The organism is Cupriavidus sp. NPDC089707 (assembly GCF_044748965.1).
Lineage (GTDB): Bacteria > Pseudomonadota > Gammaproteobacteria > Burkholderiales > Burkholderiaceae > Cupriavidus.
Window position 1 is genome coordinate 344,597 of the sequence record NZ_JBIVHB010000002.1, and the last position, 25,753, is coordinate 370,349.

The window sequence follows — 25,753 nt, forward strand, 5'->3', positions numbered from 1 at the left end:
GGGCAGCCATCAGAACGCCACTCCCAGCGAGATATGCGGCCGGAACTGCTGGTCCTGCACACCGTAGCCGACGTCCAGCTGCAGCGGCCCCACCGGCGTGCGCCAGCGCACGCCGACGCCCACGCCGTTGTAGATCGTCACGCCGCGCAGGTTGTCGGCGGCCGTGCCCAGGTCCCAGAACACCGCCACGCCCCAGTCCGGCTTGAACCAGTACTGGTACTCCAGGCTGCCGGTGCCGAGGTACTTGGCCGGCAGGATGCTGGAGCCGCTGGGCGTGCCGATCGACTGGTAGGTGTAGCCGCGGATCGAATCGGTGCCGCCGGCGCGGAAACGCAGCGTTGCCGGGATCTTGCTCGAGCTGTCGCCGGTCAGGTCGGCGCCCAGTTCCAGCCGCGCCACCACCAGGTCGCGCTTGCCAACCGGGATGTACTGGCGGATGCGCCCGTACAGGCGCACGAAGGTGGCATCGCTGAGGAAGCCGCGGGCGGCCACGCCGATCTGGGTATTGATCACGTTGCCGCGGCGCGGAAATACCGGGTTGTCGACATCGCGCCGCGTCCAGGCGAAGGCCGGCACCAGCGCCTTGCTGATCTGGCTGGGCTGGCCCTCAGGCAGCAGCTTGTCATAGTAGAAATCGAGCGACGTGGTGACGTCGTACTTCTCGCGCGAGCGCGAGCGCTTCAGGCCGGCACGCAGGCTGGTGGTATCGGTGTTCTCGAGGTCGATGGTGCGCTCGTAACTACTGTACACGCTGTTGCGGTAGGCGCCGCGGGACGGCGGCATCGCGGCCTCGGCGAACAGGTAGGAACGCTTCTGTTCGATCCGCGCCTGAGAGTCGAAGGTCCAGGCGCGGTTGAACAGGTTGTAGTAGGAATAGCGCCCTTCCACCTGCGCGCCGGTATCGGTGGTAAAGCCGACGCCGCTGTTGAGCCGGTGCACCGGGTATTCGCGCACGCGCACCGACACCGGCGCGGTGACGACGCCATCGGGCGCCTTGTCGGCGTCCGGCGGCGGCTCCAGGTCGACCTGCACGTTGGAGAAATACGGCTGGTTCTGGATCGCGCGCTGCAGCTCGAGCAGCCGCTCCACGCGGTACGGCTCGCCCTCGCTGAGCGGATTGACGTTGTAGATGATCTGTTCCGGGTAGCGGCGCGTGCCCTTCACCGTGAGCGGCCCCAGCAGGTAGGCTGGACCGCTGGCGTAGTGCGCGGACAGGTCGGCGCGCAGGTCGTCGGGCTCAACCCGCGCCTGCGACGCGGCCAGCCGCGCACCATAGTAGTTGTGGCTCTGCAAGGTCACCAGCGCGTCTTCCTTGGCCTTGTCCCAGTCCGCCTGGCGGAACGGGTCGCCCACCGGCAAGCCCCACTTGGCCTGCATCTCGGCCACCTGCTCGGGAGAGCGCGTTGCCGCCGGGCCGGTCACCTGGACATCGACATTGCGGATCAGCGTGCGCGCGCCCGCGTCCACCGTCACGTGGACCACGCGCTTGTCGCCCTCGCCCTCCACGCGGGTGGTGGTGGTCGGGTCGAAATAGCCTTCGGTCGAGGTGAACTGGCGCACCTGCTCGCCCACGGTCTCGACCATGTAGTCGAACTGGTCCTGCGACAGGTCGGTGCGGTCCTTGTAGCGCGACAGGTCCAGGTGCTCTTCGAGCATCTCCTTGATCGGCGTGGGGGCTTCGACCTCGACCTTGTAGGCGCCCTGGGCCGCGGCCGGCAGCAGCAGCATGGCGGCGAGCGCATACGCGGCCGCGCGCGCCCGCGCGGGGAGCGGGGCGATGGGGGCTGGATGCGCCGCATCCGGCATGTCTGGGCGGCCCGGGCGGGCTGTCGTCCTGGCCAGGTCGATCCTCATCCGTTGTTATCGTCGCCGGGCGCCGAGTCAGCATTGATAGCGGTGTCTTTCGGCATCGCCGTTTGTCCACACATTCGAAGTCGGTATTTGACCACACCCAGACCTGCCGCCGGAACCTTCCTGCCCAACGGACGCCGCCGACAGGCCCAAATACGTCCCCGTACCGGGCCGATACTGTAAAATCCAGCCCCACTGCATCCATTACACGCCCCGAGCGGCGCATACGGTTTCACCATGGCCATGTACGAATCCGAGATCACCCAGTTCCTGAAGCAGCTCAAGCAAGAGCGCCCGACGCTCGAAGCCGAGCAGCGCGACGGCCGCGCCCTGCTGTGGGACAAGGCGCCGATCGACCTGGAAGAGCGCGCCCGCGCCCAGGCTTCGCGCGTGGCCCAGAAGCCGTACGTCTACTCGCAGGACAACTGATCCCCGCCAGCACGGCCTGTCACCGGCGATGAGCACAGCCGACCAGGACAAGCTGCCGCTGCCCGTCGCGGTCGCCGGCGCTGCCGACAACCTTGCCGGGGCCGCGGCTCCCGCCGACATGGTCGACGGGATGGCGTTCGCGCGCCTGTACGGCGAGCCGCTGTTCAAGCTGCCGCAGGACCTGTACATCCCGCCCGATGCGCTCGAAATCTTCCTGGAAGCGTTCGAAGGCCCGCTGGACCTGCTGCTGTACCTGATCCGCAAGCAGAACTTCAACGTCCTCGACATCCCGATGTCGCAGGTCACGCGCCAGTACCTGTCGTACATCGAGCAGATCCGCAAGACCAACCTGGAGCTGGCGGCGGAATACCTGCTGATGGCGGCCATGCTGATCGAGATCAAGTCGCGCATGCTGCTGCCGGTCAAGAAGGCCGATAGCGACGAAGACGCCGAAGACCCGCGCGCCGAACTGGTGCGCCGCCTGCTGGAGTACGAGCAGATGAAGCTGGCCGCGCAGCGACTGGACACGGTGCCGCAGCTCGGCCGCGACTTTTTGCGCTCGCAGGTCTATATCGAGCAAAGCCTGGCGCCGCGCTTCCCGGAAGTCGAGACCATCGACCTGCAGGGCGCCTGGGCCGATGTGCTCAAGCGCGCCAAGCTGAACCAGCACCACAAGATCTCGCGCGAGGAGCTGTCGGTGCGCGAGCACATGAGCCAGATCCTGCGCCGGCTGCAGCATGCGCGCTTCATGGAGTTCTCGGAGTTGTTCGAGGACGCGATCCGCTCGGGCAAGGGCGTGCCGGTGGTGGTGGTCAACTTTATCGCCATGCTGGAGCTGTCGCGCGAGTCGCTGGTCGAGATCACCCAGGCCGAGCCGTTCGCGCCAATTTATGTGCGATTGGCGTACAGCCCGTCCTGACCCACCCGAACGGCAGGGTCCGCCCCCGCCCCACTTGATCTACAATCCGCCGACAGCCGGCACGATACGCCCTGAAGGCAAAGCGCCCCGAAGGCCAGCGCCCGACAGAAGGCCCCAGACCGGCATGTCACGGCGCCGCCCCCCCGGAGACCGGCGCCACGGGTCACACCCTCACGACAGCACACCTAGCCAGATGAAAGTCATTTCCTCCATCCAAGAGCTGCGGGACCAGCTGCGCGGCCAGAACCGCGCTGCCTTCGTCCCCACCATGGGCAACCTGCACGAAGGCCACCTGTCGCTGATGCGCCTGGCGCGCCAGCACGGCGACCCGGTCGTGGCGTCGATCTTCGTGAACCGCCTGCAGTTCGGCCCCAACGAGGATTTCGACAAGTACCCGCGCACGCTGCAGGACGATATCGAGAAGCTGCAGAGGGAAGGCGTCTATGTGCTGTTTGCGCCCTCCGAGCGCGATATGTACCCGGTGCCGCAGGAATACCGCGTCGAGCCGCCGCACGACCTGGGCGACATCCTGGAAGGCGAATTCCGCCCCGGCTTCTTCAAGGGCGTGTGTACGGTGGTGATGAAGCTGTTCTCGTGCGCGCAACCGCGCGTGGCAGTGTTCGGCAAGAAGGATTATCAGCAGCTGATGATCGTGCGCCGCATGGTGCAGCAGTTCGCGCTGCCGATCGACATCATCCCGGCCGAGACCATTCGCGACGAAGACGGCCTGGCGCTGTCGTCGCGCAACCGATACCTGAGCCCTGAAGAGCGCGCCGAGGCGCCGGTGCTGTACCGCACGCTGCATGAGGTGCGCGACACCGTGCTGGGGAGCGACCGCGCCGGGGCCGACCTGCTGGCAGTGGAGGCCAACGCCGTGGCAGCGCTGGCCAAGCGCGGCTGGAAGCCGGACTACGTGTCGATCCGCAAGCAAGCTAACCTGCAGGCGCCGACGCACGAGGAGTTCGTCGCCGGCGAGCCGCTGGTGGTGCTGACCGCGGCCAAGCTGGGCGCGACCCGCCTCATCGACAACCTGGAAATCTGAGCCCGGGCACGGGTTCGCGGGTTCGCATGAAAAAAGCAGGCCACCGGCCTGCTGAGGCTGCTGACAAAGTCAAAGGCTGCGAATGTTGTCTCCCCTCTCCCATTTATGGGAGAGGGGCGGGGGAGAGGGCAGGAGTTGCCACGAAGTGAGGCGCCACAGCGCTTGCCATGCGCCTGCCCTCTCCCCCAGCCCCTCTCCCGCAAACGGGAGAGGGGAGCAAACAGCCTGGCATTTTCCCTTTGTCAGCAATCTGAGCAGGCCGCCGGCCTGCTTTTTTCATGCCCGGCGCATGGCCGCGCGCTGCGCCGTCTTCACGACATGGCGGCGATGCCCGCGCCGCCGCTTCCACCAGATCAGCACGCCGGTCAGGGCAAAGGCCAGTGGCGCCAGCCCGAACAGCGTGATGAAGATCCGTCCCGGCAGGCCGAACGCCTCGCCGGTATGCAGCGGGAACAGCCAGTTCAGCAGCGTGTCGCCGGCGGGCGCATCGTGAGGGTCCTTCGCGCCCAGCCGCGTGCCGGTCCAGGCGTCGAGCCAGAGCCGGGTCGCGCCGCTGTCCTTGCGCACCTCGTCCGGCTGGCGCAGCCGCACTTCGAAGGCGTCGCCCGGCTTGCGCGGGAAGCTGATGCGGGTGACGCGCGCGTCGGGATACTGTGACTGCGCCGCCGCCATGATCTGGCCTGCGTCGAGCGGGCGGGCGTCGGGCGCGTGAGGGGCCGAGACATGCTTTGCCGGCGGCGTGACCGTCATCACCCCCGCCACGATCGGCGTCACCCATTTCGGCAGGTTCAGATACCAGCCCGAAAAGGCAAGGATGGCCAGCACCGGCGCCGCCAGGATGCCGCCGGCCCGGTGCAGCGAATAGTTGAAGCGAGACCACGAGCCGCCATGGCTGATCCGGAACGCCTGCCCCCACGCGCGCAGTTTCGTCTTGGGCCACCACACCACCACGCCCACCAGCGTCGTCAGCAACAGCAGCATGCCCGCCACCCCGGTGATGGTCTTGCCGGTCTCGCCGCTGAGCAGGTAGCGGTGCAGGTGGAACAGCGTTGGCAGCAGCAGCCGGCGCGAGACACCGGGCTCGCCCCATACGCGCTCGCCCTTCACTGCCAGCGTCACCGGATCGACCATCACCTGCCGCGAACGACCCTGCACCACGCCCTCCGGCCCCTTGACCGGATACCAGGCGATGATGACGCCGTCGTCGTGGGTCGGCAACATCAGCAGGTTGGGCCTGCCGTACGGCGGCGCGCCCAGGCGCTCTGTCACCGCCTGGACGGTGGCCGGCGTAACGCCGCCGGTAGCGGGCGCCGAGGCGACCAGCAGGTCCGGGTTGAGCCAGGCATCGAGCTCATCGCGCCACGCAATGGCCATGCCGGTCAGGCCCAGCAAGACAAAAAGCAGGCCGAGGGTCAGCCCGATATAGAGATGCAGCTTGACGAGGACAACGCGCAGGCGGCCGGTGACCATGGCTTGTGTTGTGAATGTGGGGCGCTGCAGCGTGCGGCGATATGACCTGGAAGTCATATCGCAACAGAATGCAAATGGGAAAGATTCGCGATTCTAACAGGGAGATGTTGCGTGGAGACGGCACGATCCGCGCAATGGCGGCGCAATAACGGATCGGCAACGTGCGTTCAGCGTTGCAGCGGCGCGAACATTGCCCCAAGGTCGAGGTGCGCCGCCAGGGTGTCGGCAAGCCGCTCGATCGACGCTTCGCGCAGCGCATCGAGGTCCACTGCCTGCGCGCCATCCAGTCCCGCCCAGCGCAGCAGCGCCTGGCAGCCGGCCGGGTCGTCGAACAGGCCATGGACGTAGGTCGCCAGCACCTGGCCATCGGCCGAGCAGGCGCCGTCGGGGTGCATGGTGCCGTCGCCGCGGTCGAGCCACACCGCAGGCCGGTCCAGCCCGGCGCCGGTGGTCACGCCGAGATGGATCTCGTAGCCCCGCACTGGCGCGTCCGCATCCGCCAGCCGCCCGCTGACCTGGCGCAGCTGTTTCTCGGCGGCGAGCGTGGTCTCGTAGTCGAGCCATCCCAGGCCCGCGCTGCTGCCGGCAGTGCCTTCACGGCCGTCGGGGTCATGCACCTGCCGGCCCAGCATCTGCATGCCGCCGCAGATGCCGACCAGCTTGCCGCCGTAGCGCAGGTGCCGCTGCAGCGCCGCCTCCCAGCCGTTGGCGCGCAGGAAGGCCAGGTCGGCGCGCACGCTCTTGCTGCCGGGCAGCACCACCAGGTCGGCGGGCGGGACCGGCATGCCGGTCCCGATGAACTGCAGGTCCACCTGCGGATGGGCGCGCAGCGCGTCGAAGTCGGTATGGTTGGCGATGCGCGGCAGCACCGGCACGATCACGCGCAGCCGCTGCGCGTCAGACTTGGTGCCCTGCGTGCCGATGATGGCATCCTCGGCATCCAGGTGCAGGCCGTGCAGGTACGGCAGCACGCCGAACACCGGCTTGCCGGTGCGCGCGGCGAGCCAGTCCAGGCCCGGCTCGAGCAGGCTGATATCGCCGCGGAAACGGTTGATGATGAAGCCGGTCACGCGTGCGCGTTCGCTGTCCGACAGGCAATCGAGCGTGCCGACCAGGTGCGCGAACACGCCGCCGCGGTCGATATCGGCGACCAGCACCACCGGGCAGTCGACCCGCTCGGCGAAGCCCATGTTGGCGATGTCGCGCGCGCGCAGGTTGATCTCGGCGGGGCTGCCGGCGCCTTCCACCAGCACCACGTCATAGGCCTGTTCCAGCCGCGCATGCGAGGCCAGCACCGCCTTCATCGCCTCAGGCTTGTAGGCATGGTAGGCGCGGGCATCGAGGTCGAGCCGCGCGCGGCCGTGGATGATCACTTGCGCACCGGTGTCGCTGCTGGGCTTGAGCAGCACCGGGTTCATGTCGGTATGCGGCGCCAGCCGCGCGGCCTGCGCCTGCAGCGCTTGCGCGCGCCCGATCTCGCCGCCGTCGGCGGTCACCGCGCTGTTCAGCGCCATGTTCTGCGGCTTGAACGGCGCCACGCGCGTGCCGGCGCGCGCCAGCACGCGGCACAGCCCGGCGACCACGGTGCTCTTGCCGGCATCGGAGGTGGTGCCCTGGACCATCAGCGTGCCGCGCAGGGCACCCGGCGGAAAGGAAAGCGGAGAATCGGTGTGCATCGGTGGATTATCGCATCGGCCCTCCATGCCAGGGCCGGATGCGGCGGCTACAATACGCGGATGGAAACCCCGGCCATCGCTCCTGAACCCGCAACCGCCAGCGCGGCGAAGCCGCTTGCGGCCGGCGCATCCGGCGCGCGGCAGCTGACGCTGGTGCTGGGCGGCGCGCGCTCCGGCAAGAGCCACTATGCCGAACAGCTGGCGAGTGACCACGCCTGCATCACCGGCGGGCCGGTCACGTATATCGCCACCGCGCGCCAGGATCCCGCACTGGCCGACCAGGAACTCGAAGTCCGCATCGCGCTGCACCGCGCCCGCCGCCCCGCCGACTGGCGCCTGGTGGAAGAGCCGGTGCGGCTGGCCGATGCGCTCTACGCCAACGCGCGCCACGACGGCTGCATCCTGGTGGACTGCATGACGCTGTGGATGAACAACCTGCTTTTCCCCGACGGCCGCAGCTATCCCGATCATGGCGTGATCACGCCGCCCGATGCCTTTACCGAAGAGATCGAATCGCTGCTGGCCGCGCTGCCCACGCTGCCCGGCCACGTGATCCTGGTCTCCAACGAGATCGGCTTCGGCGTGGTGCCGATGGGCGCGATCACCCGCTTCTACGTCGATGAACTGGGACGCCTGAACCAGAAGCTGGCCGCCGCCGCGGACCGCGTGCGGCTGCTGGTGGCGGGCATCCCGGTCCCGGTCAAGGGCGCCGATCCCGCATGCTGATGCAGGCCTGGCCGGCTTGCGTGGCCGCGGCGCTGGCCGGCGTGCTGCTCGACCAATGGCTGGGCGAGCCGCGCCGCTTCCACCCGCTGGTGGGCTTTGGCCGCCTCGCTTCGGCCTTCGAACGACACTGCAACGATCCCGAACGCCGCGGCGCGCCGTGGCGGCAGCGCGTGGCGGGCCTGGCCTGCTGGTGCGTACTGGTGCTGGTGCCGGCGGCGCTCGCATGGTGGCTGGTCGATGCGGCGGCAGGCTGGCACCCGCTCGCGGCACTGGTGCTGCATGCCATCGCGCTGTACGCCGCGCTCGGCGCGCGCAGCCTGCAACAGCATATCGCCCCGATTGCCGACGCCCTTGCCGCCGCGGACCTGCCCACCGCGCGCGCGCTGACCGCGCGCATCGTCTCGCGCGATACCGCCGAGGCCGAGGCCGAAGCGCTGGCGCGCGCCGCGTGCGAATCGGCGCTGGAGAATGGCAACGATGCCGTCTTCGGCGCGCTGTTCTGGTTCCTGCTCGGCGGCGCGCCGGCGGTGATCGTGTTCCGGCTGGCCAATACCCTCGATGCGATGTGGGGCTACCGCACGCCGCGGCTGCAATATTTCGGCTGGGCGGCGGCCCGCATCGACGATGCGCTCAACCTGGTTCCCGCACGGCTGACTGCGCTGTCGTACGCGCTGCTGGGCGCCACTACGCAGTCGCTGCGCTGCTGGCGCACGCAGGCACCGGCATGGTCCAGCCCCAATGCGGGCCCGGTGATGGCGGCGGGCGCCGGCGCGGTCGGCGTGCTGCTTGGCGGTCCGGCGCGCTATCACGGCGAGCTGGAACAACGCCCGCCGCTGGGTGCTGGCAGCGCGCCACAGGCTGAGCACGTGATGGCGTGCCTGCGGCTGGTCCATCGCACCTTGTGGCTGTGGCTGGCGCTTGCGGGCGCCAGCGCGCTGGCCATTCTTGCCGTGTCTGCACCCAAGTGAGCCCTGCCCTTCCCCCAATCCGCCATGGTGGCAACCTGCTGGCCGCGGTGCGCCGCTACGGCCGCGCCGAAGCCGACTGGCTCGACTTGTCCACCGGCATCCATCCCGACGGCTATCCCGTGCCGGCGCTTCCCGCTTCCGCATGGCGGCGGCTACCGCAGGACGGCGATGGACTCGCCGAGCTGGCTGCGGAGGCATTCGGCGCGCCGCAGGCCTTGCCGGTGGCCGGCTCGCAGGCGGCGATCCGTACGTTGCCGGGCCTGCTGCGGCCGGGGCGCGTCGGAATTGCCGCGCTCGGCTACAGCGAGTACGCACCGGCGTTCGCCGCGTCCGGGCACACGGTGGTGCTGCTGGACGAAGCGGACTTCGCCCGCGCGGACCTTGCCGATGCGCTCGACCATCTGGTCGTCGTCAACCCCAACAACCCGACCGCCCGGCTGCTGCCGCCGGCAACGCTGCTTCACTGGCATGCCGCGCTGGCTGGACGCGGCGGTACGCTGCTGGTCGATGAAGCATTCATCGATTGCCTGCCCGCGGCATCGGTCGCCGCGCACAGCGGCGCTGAAGGATTGGCGGTGCTGCGCTCGATCGGCAAGTTCTATGGTCTCGCCGGTATCCGCTGCGGCTTCGTGCTGGCGCACCAGCCGTTGCTCGATGCGCTGCATGAGCGGCTGGGCCACTGGACCGTCTCGGGGCCGGCGCGCGCCGCCGCCCGGCATGCGCTGGCGGACCGCCAGTGGCAGGAAGCCAATCGTGCGCAACTGGGCGTGTCCGGCGCGCGGCTCGGCACGCTGCTGGCGCGCCACGGGCTGACCGCCGTCGTGCACCCGTTGTTTTGCTGGGTACCGCATGCCGACGCGCTGACGCTGCACGAAGCGCTGGCGCACCATGGCGTCTGGACCCGATACTTCGAAGCCGCCGGCGGTTGCCTGCCAAGCCTGCGCCTGGGCCTGCCGCCTGACCGGCCGGAATGCTGGCAACGGCTCGATGCCGCGCTGGCCGCGCTGGCCGCCCTGTCTGCCCCGTCCGCCCCGTCCGCCCCGTCCGCCGTTAGCGCCTGACCCTTCATGCACGCTTTGACATTCGCCATTGCCCCAACGCTGGTCGCCACCGCCCTGCTTGCCGCACCCGCGGCGCAAGCCGCCGTATCGGTGGTCGACGATGCCGGCCAGACCATCACGCTGGCACAGCCGGCGCGCCGCGTGGTCTCGCTGGCGCCGCACGTGACCGAGATGATCTTTGCCGCCGGCGGCGGCGACCGCATCGTCGGCACGGTCCACTACAGCGACTATCCGCCGCAGGCGCGCGATATCCCGCGCGTGGGCGACAACAAGGCGCTGGACCTTGAGCGCATCGCCGCGCTCAAGCCGGACCTGATCGTGGTCTGGCGCCATGGCAATGCGCAGAAGCAGACCGACCGCCTGCGCGCGCTCGGCTTGCCGATGTTCTACAGCGAACCGCGCAAGCTGGCGTCGATCCCCGAAAATATGGAAAAGCTGGGCACGCTGCTGGGCACGGACACGACCGCGCGCCGCGCCGCCGATAATTTCCGCCAGCAGGTGGAGACATTGCGCAAGACCTACGCCGCGCGGCCCCCGGTGACTGTGTTCTACCAGGTCTGGCAGCAGCCGCTGATGACGCTCAACGGCCAGCACCTGGTCAGCGACATGCTGGCGCTGTGCGGCGGGCGCAACCTGTTCGGGGCCGAGACGCCGCTGGTGCCGACGGTATCGGTCGAGGCGGTGGTGGCGGGCAATCCGGAAGCGATGCTGACCGCCGGCATGGGGGCCACGCGCTCCGACCAGCCGCTGCCCGACTATGCGATGTGGCAGCGCTGGAAGCAAATCACCGCGGTGGCGCGCAACAACCTGTTCGTGATCGACGGCGACCTGGTCAATCGCGCCGGTCCGCGCGTGGTGCAAGGCATCGAGCAGATCTGCAAGGACCTCGACGTGGCGCGCAGCCGGCGCCCGGCGCGCTGATCGGCCGGCGCAGTTTCACCCGCGGTTCTACTCTCGATTCCACCATTCGAGCCGCGCTCCATCCGGACCCAGCCGGAAGCGGCAGCTCGCGCCGAAGCCCAGCGCCCAGTTGACCGTCACGGCCAGCGGCACGCCGAGCCAGTGCGCGGCCAGCATGCGCATCGGCCCGGCATGGCCGACCACCCACACGCAGCCATCGTCCCGCACATCGAGCGCGTCGGCCCAGCCGACCACGCGCGCCATCGCCTGCGCGGGCGACTCGCCGCCATGCGGGCGCGCATGGAGCAGGTCAGCGGCCCACTGGTCCAGCGCGGCGCGGTCGATCGCGTCCCACGCCACGCCTTCCCAGCAGCCAAAATCCAGCTCGCGCAACAGTGGGTCGGTGGCGATGGCCGGCACCCCGGCCGGCAAGGTTTGCACCAGCGCCTGCGCGGTCCCGAGCGCACGCGCCAGCGGGCTGCTGACGATGCGCGCCGGCGCCGGCAGGCCCGTCGCGATCTGTGCGGCAGCCGGCACCAGTGGCGACACCAGCGGCAGGTCGAGGCAGCCGTAGCAGGTGCCCGCAGCGACCTCAGGCTGCGCATGGCGGATCAGGACCAGGTCCATGCCGATGCCACCAGGTAGATCAGGATCTCCGCGCACTGCTGGGCCATGCCGAGGCAATCGCCGGTATAGCCGCCGATGCGGCGCACGAAGTAGCGGCCGAGCAGCACACGCAACACGAGCAGCGCCACTGCGGCCGCCGCCAAGAACGACGGCGAAACCAGCCACAGCGGCACCACCCCGCACAGCAGCGCGAACCCTAACCCCGCGCCGGCGAGCCGTTGCGCCACCGGCTTTGCCTTGCCTTCCGGACGCACGTACTGCAGCGTGGCGAGGTAGCTGACCGCCATCGCGCGGCTGGCGGCGTGCGCACCCACCAGCACCGCCAGCAAGATCGCCGGCCCGCCCTGCGTGCCGATCGCCACCAGCAATTGCCACTTGAGCAGCAGCGCCACCACCAGCGCGATCGCACCGAACGCGCCGATGCGCGAGTCATGCATGATGCGCAGCACGTCTTCGCGCTGCCATGCGCCGCCGAAGGCATCGACGCAATCGGCCAGGCCGTCCTCATGGAAGGCGCCGGTCAGCAGCAGCGTGGCCGCCATCCCCAACAGCACCGCCACGCCGATCGGCCACCACAGCAGCGCGCCCCACGTGACCAGCGCACCGGCGCCGCCGACCAGAAGACCTACCAGCGGGAAATAACGCGCGGCGGCATGCAGGTAATGCGGCTCGAATCCGACCCATCGCGCCAGCCAGCCAGGCAGCGGCACACGCGTGAAATAGCCCAGCGCGGTGAAGAAGTAGCGCAATTCGCTGCCAGTGCTACCCGTGCCGCCGGGACCGGCGGGCGTGGGCGCGGGGTCGGACGGCACGCTCATGCCGAGGCCGTGCTGACGCCGGCGCCGCTGAAGGTCGCCATCTCATTCAGGAACGCAACCGCGGACGCGAGCAGCGGCCACGCCAGCGCCGCGCCGGTGCCCTCGCCCAGGCGCAGGTCCAGCGCCAGCAGCGGCTCGGCGCCGAAATGATCCAGCAGTGCGCGGTGGCCGCGCTCGTGCGAGCAATGCGTGAACACGCAGTACTGCAGCACGTTGGGGTCGATGCGCTGCGCCACCAGCAGCGCGGCCGAGGCGATAAAGCCATCAACCAGGATCACCATGCGGCTGGCCGCGGCGGCGAGGAAAGCCCCGGCCATCATCGCGATCTCGAAGCCGCCGAACGTCGCCAGCACATCGAGCGGCGTCAGCGCATCGGCGTGCAGCGCGAGCGCGCCTTCCAGCACCTCCCGCTTGCGTGCAAGGCCGGCATCGTCCAGCCCGGTGCCGCGGCCGATGCAGTCCGCCAGCGGCAGCCCGGTCAGCCGCTGCATCAGGCAAGCGGCGGCCGAAGTGTTGGCAATACCCATCTCGCCGAAGCCGATCACATTGCAGCCTTGCCGGGCATGTCGCAGCACGCGCGCCATGCCGGCGGTCATCGCCGCCGCAGCCTGTTCCGGCGTCATCGCCGGCTCCTGCGCGAAGTTGCGGGTGCCGTCGGCAATGCGGCAGTTGACCAGCCCGGGTGCCGCCGGCAGCGGCACGCGCACGCCGGCATCGACGATTTCCAGCGCAATGCCGTGCTGGCGCGAGAACACATTGATCGCCGCGCCACCGGCCAGGAAATTCTTGACCATCTGTGCGGTGACCTCGGCCGGATAGGCGCTGACGCCCGCGTCGGCCACGCCGTGGTCGGCGGCAAAGACGATCACCGTCGGACGCTGCAACACGGGGCGCTGCGTGCCGAGGATCAGCCCCAGCTGCAGCGCCAGCGACTCGAGCCGGCCGAGCGCGCCGAGCGGCTTGGTCTTGTCGTCGATGGCGGCCTGCAGCGTGGGGCGCAGGTTGTTGTCGAGGGGTGTGATTTCGGGAAACTGCATGATGCTGTGGGTCTTGAGGTCTGGTTCCGGGGCTACCGGGGCTACCGGGGCTACCGGGGCTACATTTCCACGCCGCGCTGCGCTTTGATGCCCTGCTGGAAGGCGTGCTTGACCGGCGTCATGTCGGTGACGGTATCGGCCGCCTCCACCAGCGCCGGCGGCGCGCCGCGGCCGGTGATGACCACGTGCTGCATCGGCGGGCGCGCGCGCAGGTCGGCGACAACCTGATCCACATCAAGATAGTGCAGCTTGAGCGCAATGTTGAGTTCGTCGAGCAGCACCAGCCCGATGGCCGGGTCGCGCAGCATGCCGCGGGCCACTTCCCATGCGGCCTCGGCCTTGGCCACGTCGCGCGCGCGGTCCTGGGTGTCCCAGGTGTAGCCCTCGCCCATCACGTGGAAAGCACATTCCCCGGGGAAGCGGCGCAGGAACATTTCTTCGCCGGTCGGCTGCGCCCCCTTGATGAACTGGACCACGCCGGCACGCATGCCGTGGCCGAGCGCGCGCACCACCATGCCGAAGCCGGAACTGGACTTGCCCTTGCCGTTGCCGGTGGTGATGACAATCACGCCGCGCTCGTCCTGCGCCGCGGCAATCTTGGCATCGATCACTTCCTTCTTGCGCACCATGCGCGCCTTGTGGCGCGCGTCGCGCTCGGTGTCATCGGTGGCGGGGTTGTGGGAATCAGTCATGGAGTCGGGCCTTGCGTAAAGAGTCGCGGCGCCGTGGCGCCATCGGGAATCAGTGCGGTATGCACGCCGTCGCTGACGCTGACGATGCGGGTGCCAAGCGCGCGGGAGCAATGTTCGGGAGTCAGTACCTGTGCCGCCTGACCATGCAGCGCGGTGCCGTCTTCGGCCATCAGCAAGGCATGGGTGGCATAGCGCAGCGCCAGCGTCAGGTCGTGCAGGATCACCACGATGGCATGGCGGCCGGCGCGGGCGAGCGCGGCAAGCTGCTCCAGCACCAGGATCTGGTGGCGCAGGTCGAGGTGCGAGACCGGCTCGTCGAGCAGCAGCAGCGGCGCCTGCTGTGCCAGCGCGGCGGCCAGCGAAGCGCGCTGCCGCTCGCCTCCGGACAGCGTCAGCACGTCGCGGGCCGCCAGTGCGTCGATATCCATGGCGCGGATCACGTCGCGCACCATGCGGTCATCCTCGCGCCCGGTCCAGCCCCAGCCAGACAGGTGCGGGTGGCGGCCTATGCGCACCGCATCGAGGACGGACATGGAGAACGTATCGTGCACCGCCTGCGGCAGGTAGGCACGCTGGCGCGCCAGCGCCGCCGGCGCTACCTGCCCCACCGGCTTGCCGTCGATCACGACGCTGCCGCCGTCGACGTGGCGCAGGCCCGCCAGCGCGGTCATCAGCGTGGACTTGCCGGCGCCGTTGGGCCCGGCGATGCACCACAGCTGGCCGGGGCCGATGTCCAGCGTCAGGTCATCGACCAGCACGCGCTGGCCGGTGCGCAGCCGCACATCGCGCAGCGCCAGCACGGGGCAGGCCGCGAGCGGCTGCGACCAGTCCGCGGGCGCGTTCATCGCGGCCTCCGCAGCAGCAGATACAGGAAGGTCGGCACGCCCAGCAGTGCGGTGATCACGCCCACCGGCAGCTGCGCCGGGGCGATCACGGTGCGCGCGATCAGGTCGGCCGCCATCAGCAGCGCACCGCCCAGCAGCACCGCGGCCGGCAGCAGCAGGCGCTGGTCGTTGCCCCACGCCAGCCGCACCAGATGCGGCACGACCAGGCCGACAAAGCCGATCGAACCGGCGGTAGTGATGGCCACGGCGATGCAGGCCGAGGCCAGCAGGAAGGTCAGCAGCCGCACCCGGCCCACGCGCACGCCCAGCGACTGCGCCACGGTCTCGCCCAGCAGCATCACGTTGAGCGCGCGCGCCATCGGCATGGCCAGCAGCAGTGCGACGACCATCGTGGCGAGCGCGCCGCCGTAGGTGGCGGTGCCGCCCAGGTCGCCGGTCAGCCAGAACAGCATGCCGCGCAGCCGCGATTCCGGCGCCACGGCAAGGATCAGCGTGATCACCGCGCCCCAGCCGGCGGCGAGGATCACGCCAGTCAGCAGCAGGCGTGCGCCGGCCTCGCGGTGGCCGCCCTGCACCTGCGGGTGCAGCAGGTCGCGCCGCGCCAGCGTTGCCACCAGCAGCATCGAGCACAGTGCGCCCACGGCGGCGGCCGTCTGCACGCCCCACCACGGCGCGAGCACCAGCATCGCCAGCAAGGCGCCGACCGACGCGCCGCCGGAGACGCCCAGCACGTAAGGCTCGGCCAGCGGGTTGCGCAGCAGCACCTGCATCAGCGCGCCGGACAGCGCCAGCAGCCCGCCGCAGGCAAAGGCCGCGGCCGCACGCGGCAGGCGCAGCTCGCGCACGATGGCGCCGGCGGTGCCCGTGTCGGCTCCGCTGAGCGCCTGCCACAGCTCGCGCGCGTCGAGCGAGACACTGCCCAGCGCGAGCGAGGCCGCGAAGACTACGACCGACGCCAGGGCGAGCGCCAGCCACAACGCCAGGGCGCGCCGGAACTCAGACATGGCGCGCCCGTGCGCTCATCGCTGGCGCCAGCCCAGCGTGATGAAGCCCGCGCGCCCCTGCGTGTTGTAGGGGTAGGCGAGCTGGTAGTCCTTGTCGAACAGGTTTTCGACGCGGGCGGCAACGAACCATTGCTTGTCGATGTTGTAGCGGGCGTTGAGGTTGACGATACCGTATCCGCCCAGGCGGCGCGAGCCGGCATCCATGCGCGACGACGATACCAGCCATTCGCCGCCGAAGCGCCAGTTGCCGAAGTTGCGGCCCACGTCCAGCGCGGCGTGGCGGCGCGCGCGGCGCAGCAGCTGGGTGTTGTTCTGCTCGTTGACCGGATTCTGGAAAGTCACGCTGGCGCCGAGGTCGGTGCCGTACACGGTGGCGCGCCACGACGCCTCGATGCCCTGCACCTTGGCCTTGTTGACGTTCTCGGCCAGGAACATGCCGTTGGGCTGCAGCGCCGACACGATCAGGTCGTCGTAGCGGGTCTCGAACGCGGTCACGCGCAGCAGCCCCGCCGTGGCGGTGGTGTACTGCACGCCCGCCTCGACCGACTTGGCGCGCTCGGGCTGCAGGTTGGGCTGGCCGAAATTGGGGAAGTACAGCTCGTTGAAGGTCGGCGCGCGGAAGGCGTTGCTGACGTTGGCGATCAGCTTGAACGCATCGGTCACGTTATAGCCGTAGCCGGCGAAGAAGCTGCCCTGATTGCCGAAGTCGGAATAGTGGTCGTTGCGCGCGTTGAGCTGCAGCTGGTGCTTGCCGATGCGCCCATCGTAGCCACCGAACACGGAGAACACGTTGCGCGTGGGCGCGCCGTAGGCGCTCGAAACCAGCTCCTGCTGCAGGTAGTCGGTGCCGAACAGCAGCGTGTGGTTGGCGGCGACCGCATACTCGTTCTGCCAGTTGAACTGGCGGTTGCGGGTATTGAAGGTGCCGTTGGGGCGCCCGTTGAGGAAGGTATCGCTGTTGTCCGCGCTCTGCGACAGCTTGAAGTGCGTGGTCCAGTCGGCGCCGACCTTGCCGTTGACGAAGGCCGACAGGGCGTACAACTCGCTGTTGGTGCGGTTGTCGTCGGTCGGGCGGCCGAAGGCGCTGTCGAACGACAGCTTGCTCTTCGAGTAGTAGCCGCTGAAGCCGGCATCCCAGTTGGGCGTGAAGCGGTGCTTCACCTGGCCCGACAGGCTCTGGTTCTCGTACGGATTGTCGTTGGGGTTGGCGCGCGGCGCCTGCCTTGTATTGATCGACGAGAAGCCATCGGTCTTGAACGCCGAGCCGGTCAGGTTGAACGAGGTATCGCCCACCTGCCCGCCGTAGCCGACCGTGCCCTGGCGCGTGTTGTTGCTGCCGTACTCCACCGACGCATTGGCCGACGGGGCCTGGCCCGCGCCGCTCTTGGTGAAGATCTGCACCACGCCGCCAATCGCGTCCGAGCCATACAGCGCCGACACGTTGCCGCGCACCACTTCGATCCGGTCGATCTGGTCGGGCAGGATATTGGCCAGCTGCGCGGTGCCGCTGCTGGCCGACGACACGCGCACGCCATCGATCAGGATCAGCGTCTGGTTGGAATTGGCGCCGCGCATGAACAGCGTGGTGTTGCTGCCCATGCCGCCGTTGGCGGAGAACTCCACGCCGGCCTGGTTGCGCAGCAGCGTGCGCAGGTCTGGCGCCTGCGAATTGACGATATCTTCCTGCGTCACCACCGTCGTGTGCGGCAGCGCCTCGGTAATGGGTTGCGCGGTGCGGGTGGAAGTCACCACCACCGGAGCCAGCTGTTGGGCAGGGCCGCTATCGGCGGCTTGCGCGAACGAGGTGGCCGGGACCAGGGTGAACGAGGCAATGGCTGCCGCAATCGCAGACGAGGTTGCGGGCACGAGCGGACGCACCGCCGGGGCTGCCGGGCGGGTCGACCTGTGGAGCGATGAACGCATGATGCAGGACTAGGTAGGAACGGCCGGGCCCGTTCCCCCGCGGACCATATGGCGATGAGGCGTGCCGCGCACGGGCGGCAGCCCGCGTTCAGGCCGGTATCCGGGCTGGCGACTCGGAACCGGCGCCTTCCCGAACCTGAGGCTCAGTGGCATGTGGCCGGTCCTGCGTGGACATGTGGCCGGGATCGGATCCCGGTCATTGCCGGCGGCCCTTCCGGCAGGCTGGCTGCGGAAGTGGCTGGCGCTGGCGGATGCGCACGCGGTCGCTTACCGTTGCGGGGGCAGCACAGGTTGGCCCGTCCGGCGCGCGGCCGGCAAGGCTCCCTGTTTCCCGTTGAACTGCCCTTTCGCCAGGGACGAAAAGGGCGAGCACCTGGAACGTGCGCGAGTGTAGGGAGTTTCGCAACCCGCGTCAACGCGGCGCCCGTAGTGTCTTGTCACAACTCTGCCGGGGTTTTGGGTGCAGAAGGCTGCAACTTCCATGCAGGTGCCTGGTCAGAAACGCTTCCCTTCGCATTGTGCGCGGCGGCGCATCGGCTAGAATCGCGTTACCTGACCTTTATCCCATCATGACAGGCCCTATGCTCAACGAACTCGAACAACTGGCCGCGAAGATCGGGCGCGTGCTGCATCATGCGGACACCCTGGCGGCGGAGAACCAGCGGCTGCGCGACGAGATCGCCCGGCTGGAGGGTGAAGCCGCGCAGTTGCGCAGCGAGCGCGAGGCCATGGCAGCCGACCGCGAGTTGCTCAACATCAAGATCGAGGAAGCGCAGCTGCGCATCCAGTCCATCCTTGACAAGCTGCCGACGGCCAGCGACACGCGCCAGCTCGACCTGCTGGGCGAGGGCGCCGCGGCAAGCGCAGAGCCGCACAAGGCCTCCGGAGAACACGCATGAGCAACAAGCAAGTCGAAGTCAACATCGCCGGCCAGCCGTACCGCTTTGCCATCGCCCCCGAGAACGAGGCCGCGCTGCTCGAGGCCGTGGCACTGGTCGACACGCAGATGAACAAGCTGCGCAACGGCATCGCCGCCAAGGGCGTCGAGCGCGTGGCGGTGATGGCCGCCATTTCGATCGCGTCCGATCTTCTTGCCCTGCAGCGCAAGCAGCAGGCCGAGGGCACGATCCCGGTCGAGGCCATCCACGCGCGCATCCGCGAACTGAACGAACGCGCCGACGAAGCGTTGCGGCAATACGCGCACGTGGGTACCGGCACGCGGGGCTGAACGGGTCGCTTGAAACCCGCCCGGGCAGCCCCAGATACCGTGAAAATGGAGGGATGTGCAGCGGATGCCGCGCTGTCGCGCAAAATGTAACGATACGCGCGTGTGGACTTGGTAAGGCCTGCGACGCGGTGTATAGTGTAGCCAGACTGCACGAGGCACCACAGAAGTGCAGCTAACTGGCCAGGTTATCGCGCCCGGCCGCCGTTTTCATCCCATCCTAGTTAGAAACGGCAAACGTCTGACATCCCGCAGGCAGGTCACCTACCCGACCGGTCGAAGCGGTTGTAGAGTCAGACGTTTGACAGTTTCCCTGCCTGGTTCGTGAGGGTCATAAACTCCTTGAACCGATATGCATTGCATGGTGCGGGATCATGTCGCGTGGGCGAGCGTGTCGTCGCATTCATAGTCCGGGCCTGGCTTGGACTCCCTGAGTGGATGATGTACCCGAAATGCGACTTCCGCAGCCACTCTGAACCTCACTTGGGTTCAGGATGCCGACCCAGCGGCCGAGGCGGGGACCCCCTAAAAAGGCGGTGGTTTTCTGAACCATCGCCTTTTTTCTTTGCGCACGCGCGTGGCCATACCCGCGCACCCCGACCCCTTCATCCACGAACCGCGCCGTGAGCCCGAACCAGAACAAACGCGCCCGCCAGTACTGGCTGATGAAATCGGAACCGGACGAGGCCAGCATCGACGACCTCGCCCGCGAGGGGACGCTGCCGTGGACCGGCGTGCGCAACTACCAGGCGCGCAATTTCATGCGCGACGCCATGCAGGTCGGCGACGGCGTGCTGTTCTACCACTCGTCGTGCCCCGAGCCCGGCATTGCCGGCCTGGCCGAGGTCTGCTCCACGCCCTACCCCGACCCGACCCAGTTCGATGCCAAGAGCCCGTACTACGACGCCGCGTCGAAACCCGATGCGCCGCGCTGGCTGCTGGTCGACGTGCGCTACGAACGCAAGAGCACGCTGATTCCGCTGGCGGCGCTGCGCGAGCATGAGGAGCTGGCCGACATGGTGGTGCTGCGTCGTGGCAACCGGCTCTCGATCACGCCGGTCACGCCGGCGGAATGGCGCTTCATTACCGGCAAGCTGATGCGCTAAGACCGGGGCGCTGACCTATGCAGCTTGCTACCCTGCCGGTGCTGATCCCCGCGCTGCTGGCCCTCGGCGCCTTTACCGGTTTCTGCGCCGGGCTGCTCGGTGTCGGCGGCGGCATGATGATGGTGCCGTTCCTGACGCTGCTGTTCACCGCGCTGGGCTTTCCCACGGAAGCCATCGTCCATATGGCGATCGCCACGTCGATGGGCACCATCCTGTTCACGTCGCTGTCGTCGGTGCGCGCGCACAACAAACGCGGCGCGGTGCGCTGGCCGGTGGTGCTGGCGCTGGCGCCGGGCATCGTGCTCGGCGGCATCATCGGCGGCGGCAAGGTCTTTGCCGCGCTCAAGACCAGCTGGCTGTCGCTTGCCTTTGCCGTGTTTGTCGGGTTTTCCGCGCTGCAGATGCTGCGCAGCCGCCGCCCCGCCCCGAGCCGGCAACTGCCGGGCGCGGCGGGCATGCTGGGCACAGGCGGCGTGATCGGGTTCCTCTCGAGCCTGGTCGGCGCGGGCGGCGCCTTTGTCTCGGTACCGTTCATGACCTGGTGCAACGTGCCGATCCACCACGCGGTGGCGACGTCGGCGGCACTGGGCTTCCCGATCGCCGCCGCCAGCGTGGCGGGCTATGTCTGGAGCGGCTGGCAGATGCCGGGACTGCCGTCGGGATCGATCGGCTACATCTACCTGCCGGCGTTGCTCGTCATTGTCGCGGCCAGCATGCTGACCGCGCCGCTGGGGGCGCGCACCGCGCACCGGATGGATGTCGGGCAGCTGCGCAAGGCCTTTGCAGTGCTGCTGCTAAGCCTGGCGTCCTACATGCTGTGGAAGGCCTGGCAGGCGTTCTGACGGCACGGGGTCTGCAACATTCGTTTGCAATCTCGCGGAACGTTTCATGCGCCAGGTCCGTCTGACAGCCACTACGTTTTTTCGGGAGAACAAGATGAAACAATGGCTTGCCGCCACCCTGCTGGGCACCACCGCCATCGTCGCTTCGGCGCATGGCGGGCCGACCGAAACGCCGTCCGGCGTGCTGTCGTTGTCGGCACAGGCCGTAAGCGAAGTGCCGACCGACATCGTGCACCTGACGCTCGCCGCCGAACAGGAAGGCGCAGAGCCCGCGGCGATCTCGACGGCGCTGTCCACGCGCACCCAGGCCGTGCTGGCACAGGCCAAGCGCACGCAGGGCGTGACCGCGGAATCGGGCGGCTTCACCATCCACCCTAGCACCGACCGCAACGGCCGCATCAGCACGTGGCGCGGGCGTTCCGAGGTCATCCTGAAGTCGCGCGATTTCTCGGCGGTGTCGAAGCTGGCGGGCGAGCTGGCCAGCCAGATGCAGGTGCAGAACATCGCCTTCTCGCTGTCGCGTGAAGCGCGCGAGGCGGCCGAGGCCAAGCTGGCCGAACAGGCGGTGGCGTCGTTCCGCAACAAGGCACAGTCGACCACCAAGCTGTTTGGCTACAACAGCTACACCGTCCGGGAAGTCAACGTGAGCGAAAGCGGCGTGGTGCCGCCGATGCCGCGCATGTATGGCGCAGCCAAGGCGATGATGGCCGATGCCGCGGTGCCGGTGCCGGTGGAAGGCGGCAAGACGCAGGTAACGGTATCGGTGAACGGGTCGGTGCAGATGCTGAAGTGAGTGTCGTTGAGAGGCTGGCGGTGTGGGTGCTCCAAAGCCGCTCGAACTTGCCTAAGCAAGGTGTTCTCCCTCTCCCCTCAGCGGGAGAGGGTTGGGGAGAGGGGTGGTCTAGCCAGGTACCACATCAAGCGAGACCAACGGTTTTAGCCCACCGGCGTCAGCCTTTGACCCTCCTGCCCTCTCCCCCAGCCCCTCTCCCGCAAGCGGGAGAGGGGAGCACACCTTCAGCAACACAAGCGTGTCACAGCGTCGCAAACTGCTGCCGCAACACGTTCTTCTGTACCTTCCCCATCGTATTGCGCGGCAGCTCGTCAACCACGTGCACGCGCTTGGGCACCTTGAAGTTGGCGATGCGCGCCTTGAGCGTACCGATCATCTCCGACTCATCGATCTCCGCGCCCGGCTTCTTCACCACCACCGCCACCACTGCCTCACCGAAGTCCTCGTGCGGCACGCCGATCACCGCGCTCTCCGCCACGCCCGGCATCTCATCGATAAAGCTCTCGATTTCCTTCGGGTAGACGTTGTAGCCGCCCGAGATGATCAGGTCCTTGCTGCGGCCGACGATGGTCAGGTAGCTGTCCGGCACCTGGCGCTCGCCCGCCTGGCTGACGATGGCACCGCCAAAGCGGCCGACGTCGCCGGTCTTGAACCAGCCGTCCTCGGTGAACTCTTCCCTGGTCTTCTCCGGCATGCGCCAGTAGCCATGGAACACGTTCGGGCCCTTGACTTCGACATTGCCGATCTCGCCCGGCACGCAGGACTTGCCCTCGCCATCGACCACGCGCACCGACACGCCCGGCAGCGGCATGCCGACGGTGCCGCCAATGCGCTCGCCCAGCGCGGCGTCATATGGGTTGGACACCAGCATCACCGTCTCGCTCATGCCGTAGCGCTCCAGGATCGTGTAGCCGGTGCGCTCGCGGAAGGCGTCGAAGGTTTCCAGCAGCAGCGGCGCCGAGCCCGACACGAACAGCCGCATGCGGCGGCAGGTGTCGTCGTCGAAGCGCGGCTCCTGCAGCATGCGCACGTAGTAGGTCGGCACGCCCATCATCACGGTCGAGCGCGGCAGGAATTTCAGCACCTGCGCCATGTCGAGCCTGGGCGCCCAGATCATCTTGGCGCCGGCCAGCAGCGCGCCGTGAGAGGCCACGAACAGGCCGTGCACGTGGAAGATCGGCAGCATGTGCAGCAGCACGTCGTCGCTGCGCCAGCCCCAGTATTCGTGCAGCGTCTGCGCATTGGACGCAAGGTTGCGGTGCGTCAGCATCGCGCCCTTGCTGCGGCCGGTGGTGCCGGAGGTGTAAAGGATGGCGGCGAGATCATCGTCCTCGCGCGCGACGGTGGCAAATGTGTCGTCCTTGCTGGCGGCGCGCGCCAGCAGCGAGCCGCTGCGGTCGTCGTCCAGCGTAAAGACGTGGTTGACGCCGTGACGGAACGCCACCTTGGAGACCCAGCCGAAATTCTTGCTGCTGCACACCACCACCGACGGCTCGGCGTTGCCGACGAAATAGTCGATCTCCGCCTCCTGGTAGGCGGTATTCAGCGGCAGGTAGACATAGCCCGCGCGCAGCGTGGCCAGGTACAGGAACAACGCCTCGGGCGACTTCTCTACCTGCACGGCCACGCGCGCGCCTTCGGGCAGCTTCAGCGAGGCCAGCAGGTTGGCCAGCTTGGCGGTGGCGCGGTCGAGGTCGTCCCAGCTGTAGTACAGGCCGTCGTGGGTCTCGATGCAGCAGGCGGTGCGGTCGGCGGGAAAGCGGGATTCGAACAGGGCGAACAGGTTGGCGTTCATGGTGTGGATCGAACGAAAGGCTTGGAACGGTATGGGACACGCAGGGGCAAGGCCCCCGATGCCAGATCGGTGCGGGCATGGCAATCCCGCATTCTGGCAGATTTGCCGGACTAATCTCCCCGGAATTGCGGCGGCCGGCGCGCCAGGAAAGCGGCCACGCCCTCGGTATGGTCGGCGCCCTCCGCATAGGCGAAGTGCGCGTCGAGCTCGGCCGCTGACAGCGGAGCCGGTATCGGCGCCAACCGTCGGATGGTGGCCTTGTTGATGCGCGCCGCGGCGGGTGCGCCGGCGGTAATGCGGCGCACCGTGGCATCGACTTCGGCGGCCAGCGCGCCTGGCTCCACCACGCGAGTCAGCAGCCCCTTGGCACGCGCCTCGGCAGCGTCGAAGACGCGGCCTTCCAGCAGGATCTCGAGCGTGACCGCGCGGCCGGCGAGCTCCAGCAGGCCCTGCAGCTCGCCCGGCGCCATCGGGAAGCCGAGCCGGTTGATCGGCACCCCGAAGCGGCTGTCCGAGGCGGCGATGCGCAGGTCGCAATGGCACGCGATCTCCAGGCCGCCGCCTACGCATACGCCCTCGATCATCGCTACGGTCGGGTGTGGGCATTGCGCCACCGCGGCCAGCGCCGGCGCGATGGTGGCCATGTGGTAGTGCCGCACCGCAGCTTCGTCGCCGCGTTCGGCGGGAAACTCGGCAATGTCGGCGCCGGCGGCAAAGTTGCCGCCGGCGCCGCGCACCACCACGCAGCGCAGCACGGGATCGGCCGCCAGCCGGGTGAAACCCGCAGCCAGTTCACGCCACATCTGCGCGGAAATGGCATTGAGCTTGCCGGCGTGCGACAGCGTCACGGTCGCCGTGGTTCCCTGCGTGGCAAAGATGACGGTGCCGCTCATCGCGGCGCCCCGGTGCATCGGATCAGCATGGCCTGGTCGCTCCGTCAGTCCATCTTGGCGCCGGACTGCTGCACGACCTGCGCCCAGCGGCGGATCTCCGCACGCTGGAACTGCGCGAACTGCTCCTGCGTGAAGGCCGGCGTCTCGGAGCCGTTGTTGAGCCAGACTTGTTTCAATTCCGGGGTATTCAGCGCCTTCTCGGTCTCGGCGTACAGGCGGTCGACGATCTCCTTGGGCGTACCCTTGGGCATCCACATCGCATACCAGGTCGAGACTTCGTAGTTCGGCACCCCAGCCTCGGCCGCGGTCGGCACATTGGGGAAGGCTGCCGAGCGCTTGCTCGATGCCACCGCCAGCGCCTTGATGCGGCCGGCACGGATATGCTGCGCCGACGAGCCCAGGCCGTCGAACATCAGGTCAACCTGCCCCGCGATCAGGTCGGACAGCGCGGGGCCGGCGCCCTTGTACGGGATGTGGGTGATGAAGGTCTTGGTCTGGATCTTGAACAGCTCGCCCGCCAGGTGGTGGGCCGAGCCATTGCCGGCCGAGCCGTAATTGAGCTTGCCGGGATTGGCCTTGGCGTAGGCGATCAGCTCCTGCAGCGTATTGGCCTTGACGCGGTTTGGATTGACCACAATCACCTGCGGCGGCTGGGCGATCACCGTGACCGGGATAAAATCCTTTTCAATATCGTAGTCGAGCTTCTTGTAGAACGACGGGGCGATGGCATGGTGCGCGCCGCCGATAAACACGGTGTAGCCGTCCGGCACGGCCTTGGACGCCAGGCTGGCGCCAACGGTGCCGCCGGCGCCGCCGCGGTTGTCGATCACGAACTGCTTGCCCAACTGCTTGGACAGCTGCGCGGTCAGCGGGCGCGCGAAGGCATCGGTGCCGCCGCCGGCCGGGAACGGCACGATCACGGTGACGGGCTTGGACGGCCAGGCATCGGCATGGGCGGCGGGCGCCGCGAACAGCGTGGCGGCGCCGATGCCGGCCACGCCCAGTGCCATGCCCGCTGCGCGCGCGCTGGCGGCCAGGCTGAACTGACGACGATTCATCTTGCTGTCTCCTCTCTCTCTTTTCTTCGGAAAGTCGATCGAAACTGCCACGA

The 25,753-nt window shown here is 68.5% G+C and carries 25 protein-coding genes, 1 other RNA gene and 1 riboswitch; of the genes, 13 read left to right on the plus strand and 13 right to left on the minus strand.

Annotated features, from left to right (window positions below; all coding sequences use genetic code 11):
- Nucleotides 1-9: 9 nt before the first annotated feature.
- Nucleotides 10-1,854 carry an autotransporter assembly complex family protein gene (locus ACIP1U_RS04895; RefSeq protein WP_400312375.1) on the minus strand — a complete coding sequence of 615 codons (1,845 nt, stop codon included), beginning with the start codon at nt 1,852-1,854 and terminating at the stop codon, nt 10-12.
- A gap of 234 nt (nt 1,855-2,088) precedes the next feature.
- On the opposite strand from ACIP1U_RS04895, the gene ACIP1U_RS04900 reads away from it, so the two are divergent.
- The 3 genes from ACIP1U_RS04900 (at nt 2,089) to panC (ending at nt 4,241) form a co-directional block, all read left to right on the plus strand.
- Complete coding sequence (locus ACIP1U_RS04900) at nt 2,089-2,280, plus strand: DUF3460 family protein (protein WP_029046065.1); 192 nt, start codon at nt 2,089-2,091, stop codon at nt 2,278-2,280.
- A gap of 28 nt (nt 2,281-2,308) precedes the next feature.
- Nucleotides 2,309-3,199: a segregation and condensation protein A gene (locus ACIP1U_RS04905; RefSeq protein WP_400312377.1), complete on the plus strand. Its 891-nt coding sequence runs from the start codon at nt 2,309-2,311 to the stop codon at nt 3,197-3,199.
- A gap of 193 nt (nt 3,200-3,392) precedes the next feature.
- Nucleotides 3,393-4,241: a pantoate--beta-alanine ligase gene (panC, locus tag ACIP1U_RS04910; protein WP_400312378.1), complete on the plus strand. Its 849-nt coding sequence runs from the start codon at nt 3,393-3,395 to the stop codon at nt 4,239-4,241.
- 276 nt (nt 4,242-4,517) lie between these two features.
- Here the strand turns inward: panC and ACIP1U_RS04915 are convergent, their stop codons facing one another.
- Nucleotides 4,518-5,711, minus strand: coding sequence for a PepSY-associated TM helix domain-containing protein (locus ACIP1U_RS04915; protein ID WP_400312379.1), 1,194 nt, complete (start codon nt 5,709-5,711; stop codon nt 4,518-4,520).
- A gap of 167 nt (nt 5,712-5,878) precedes the next feature.
- Nucleotides 5,879-7,387, minus strand: coding sequence for a cobyric acid synthase (locus ACIP1U_RS04920; RefSeq protein ID WP_400312380.1), 1,509 nt, complete (start codon nt 7,385-7,387; stop codon nt 5,879-5,881).
- A 60-nt stretch (nt 7,388-7,447) separates the two neighbouring features.
- On the opposite strand from ACIP1U_RS04920, the gene cobU reads away from it, so the two are divergent.
- From cobU to ACIP1U_RS04940, 4 genes are read left to right on the plus strand one after another with little or no spacing between them, the layout of a single operon-like run.
- On the plus strand, nt 7,448-8,113 hold the full coding sequence (gene cobU / locus ACIP1U_RS04925; RefSeq protein WP_400312381.1) for a bifunctional adenosylcobinamide kinase/adenosylcobinamide-phosphate guanylyltransferase: 666 nt from the start codon (nt 7,448-7,450) through the stop codon (nt 8,111-8,113).
- Nucleotides 8,107-9,081 (plus strand): adenosylcobinamide-phosphate synthase CbiB, encoded by a 975-nt coding sequence (gene cbiB, locus ACIP1U_RS04930; protein ID WP_400312383.1) that lies wholly within the window; start codon nt 8,107-8,109, stop codon nt 9,079-9,081. Before cobU ends, cbiB begins: the two co-directional genes overlap by 7 nt.
- Entirely contained in the window at nt 9,078-10,142 is a 1,065-nt protein-coding gene (cobD, locus tag ACIP1U_RS04935) for a threonine-phosphate decarboxylase CobD (RefSeq protein WP_400312385.1), read from the plus strand. Before cbiB ends, cobD begins: the two co-directional genes overlap by 4 nt.
- Nucleotides 10,143-10,148: 6 nt before the next feature.
- Complete coding sequence (locus ACIP1U_RS04940) at nt 10,149-11,063, plus strand: cobalamin-binding protein (protein WP_400312387.1); 915 nt, start codon at nt 10,149-10,151, stop codon at nt 11,061-11,063.
- Between the two features lie 27 nt (nt 11,064-11,090).
- On the opposite strand, the gene ACIP1U_RS04945 is transcribed toward ACIP1U_RS04940, so the two are convergent.
- From ACIP1U_RS04945 to ACIP1U_RS04975, 7 genes are read right to left on the minus strand one after another with little or no spacing between them, the layout of a single operon-like run.
- Nucleotides 11,091-11,669, minus strand: a complete 579-nt coding sequence (locus tag ACIP1U_RS04945; RefSeq protein ID WP_400312389.1) for a histidine phosphatase family protein — start codon at nt 11,667-11,669, stop codon at nt 11,091-11,093.
- A complete protein-coding gene (locus ACIP1U_RS04950; RefSeq protein ID WP_400312391.1) occupies nt 11,654-12,487 on the minus strand; it encodes an adenosylcobinamide-GDP ribazoletransferase in 834 nt (277 codons plus the stop codon). Before ACIP1U_RS04950 ends, ACIP1U_RS04945 begins: the two co-directional genes overlap by 16 nt.
- Nucleotides 12,484-13,524, minus strand: a complete 1,041-nt coding sequence (gene cobT, locus ACIP1U_RS04955; RefSeq protein WP_400312392.1) for a nicotinate-nucleotide--dimethylbenzimidazole phosphoribosyltransferase — start codon at nt 13,522-13,524, stop codon at nt 12,484-12,486. The genes ACIP1U_RS04950 and cobT overlap by 4 nt, the downstream gene beginning before the upstream one ends.
- A 59-nt stretch (nt 13,525-13,583) precedes the next feature.
- Nucleotides 13,584-14,216, minus strand: a complete 633-nt coding sequence (gene cobO, locus ACIP1U_RS04960; RefSeq protein ID WP_400312393.1) for a cob(I)yrinic acid a,c-diamide adenosyltransferase — start codon at nt 14,214-14,216, stop codon at nt 13,584-13,586.
- Nucleotides 14,213-15,061: an ABC transporter ATP-binding protein gene (locus tag ACIP1U_RS04965; protein ID WP_400312395.1), complete on the minus strand. Its 849-nt coding sequence runs from the start codon at nt 15,059-15,061 to the stop codon at nt 14,213-14,215. The genes cobO and ACIP1U_RS04965 overlap by 4 nt, the downstream gene beginning before the upstream one ends.
- Nucleotides 15,058-16,065 (minus strand): FecCD family ABC transporter permease, encoded by a 1,008-nt coding sequence (locus ACIP1U_RS04970; RefSeq protein WP_400312397.1) that lies wholly within the window; start codon nt 16,063-16,065, stop codon nt 15,058-15,060. The genes ACIP1U_RS04965 and ACIP1U_RS04970 overlap by 4 nt, the downstream gene beginning before the upstream one ends.
- Nucleotides 16,066-16,080: 15 nt before the next feature.
- On the minus strand, nt 16,081-17,988 hold the full coding sequence (locus ACIP1U_RS04975; RefSeq protein WP_400312398.1) for a TonB-dependent receptor domain-containing protein: 1,908 nt from the start codon (nt 17,986-17,988) through the stop codon (nt 16,081-16,083).
- Between the two features lie 73 nt (nt 17,989-18,061).
- Nucleotides 18,062-18,380, minus strand: a riboswitch (cobalamin riboswitch).
- Between the two features lie 189 nt (nt 18,381-18,569).
- On the opposite strand from ACIP1U_RS04975, the gene ACIP1U_RS04980 reads away from it, so the two are divergent.
- The 6 genes from ACIP1U_RS04980 (at nt 18,570) to ACIP1U_RS05005 (ending at nt 21,954) form a co-directional block, all read left to right on the plus strand.
- Nucleotides 18,570-18,887, plus strand: a complete 318-nt coding sequence (locus ACIP1U_RS04980) for a hypothetical protein (protein ID WP_400312399.1) — start codon at nt 18,570-18,572, stop codon at nt 18,885-18,887.
- A complete protein-coding gene (locus ACIP1U_RS04985; protein ID WP_029046048.1) occupies nt 18,884-19,216 on the plus strand; it encodes a cell division protein ZapA in 333 nt (110 codons plus the stop codon). The genes ACIP1U_RS04980 and ACIP1U_RS04985 overlap by 4 nt, the downstream gene beginning before the upstream one ends.
- 304 nt (nt 19,217-19,520) lie before the next feature.
- Nucleotides 19,521-19,738: non-coding RNA, 6S RNA (ssrS, locus tag ACIP1U_RS04990), on the plus strand.
- Nucleotides 19,739-19,836: 98 nt separating this feature from the next.
- Entirely contained in the window at nt 19,837-20,319 is a 483-nt protein-coding gene (locus ACIP1U_RS04995; RefSeq protein WP_400312401.1) for an EVE domain-containing protein, read from the plus strand.
- Between the two features lie 17 nt (nt 20,320-20,336).
- Nucleotides 20,337-21,161 carry a sulfite exporter TauE/SafE family protein gene (locus ACIP1U_RS05000; protein WP_400312402.1) on the plus strand — a complete coding sequence of 275 codons (825 nt, stop codon included), beginning with the start codon at nt 20,337-20,339 and terminating at the stop codon, nt 21,159-21,161.
- A 94-nt stretch (nt 21,162-21,255) separates the two neighbouring features.
- Nucleotides 21,256-21,954, plus strand: coding sequence for an SIMPL domain-containing protein (locus tag ACIP1U_RS05005; protein WP_400312403.1), 699 nt, complete (start codon nt 21,256-21,258; stop codon nt 21,952-21,954).
- A 241-nt stretch (nt 21,955-22,195) separates the two neighbouring features.
- Here ACIP1U_RS05005 and ACIP1U_RS05010 read toward each other — a convergent pair whose 3' ends face one another.
- The 3 genes from ACIP1U_RS05010 to ACIP1U_RS05020 all read right to left on the minus strand — a co-directional run bounded on the left by ACIP1U_RS05010 (nt 22,196) and on the right by ACIP1U_RS05020 (nt 25,700).
- Nucleotides 22,196-23,749 carry a malonyl-CoA synthase gene (locus ACIP1U_RS05010; RefSeq protein WP_400312405.1) on the minus strand — a complete coding sequence of 518 codons (1,554 nt, stop codon included), beginning with the start codon at nt 23,747-23,749 and terminating at the stop codon, nt 22,196-22,198.
- Between the two features lie 110 nt (nt 23,750-23,859).
- Nucleotides 23,860-24,642, minus strand: a complete 783-nt coding sequence (locus ACIP1U_RS05015) for an enoyl-CoA hydratase/isomerase family protein (RefSeq protein WP_400312407.1) — start codon at nt 24,640-24,642, stop codon at nt 23,860-23,862.
- Nucleotides 24,643-24,686: 44 nt separating this feature from the next.
- Nucleotides 24,687-25,700 carry a Bug family tripartite tricarboxylate transporter substrate binding protein gene (locus ACIP1U_RS05020; RefSeq protein WP_400312409.1) on the minus strand — a complete coding sequence of 338 codons (1,014 nt, stop codon included), beginning with the start codon at nt 25,698-25,700 and terminating at the stop codon, nt 24,687-24,689.
- Nucleotides 25,701-25,753 lie beyond the last annotated feature (53 nt).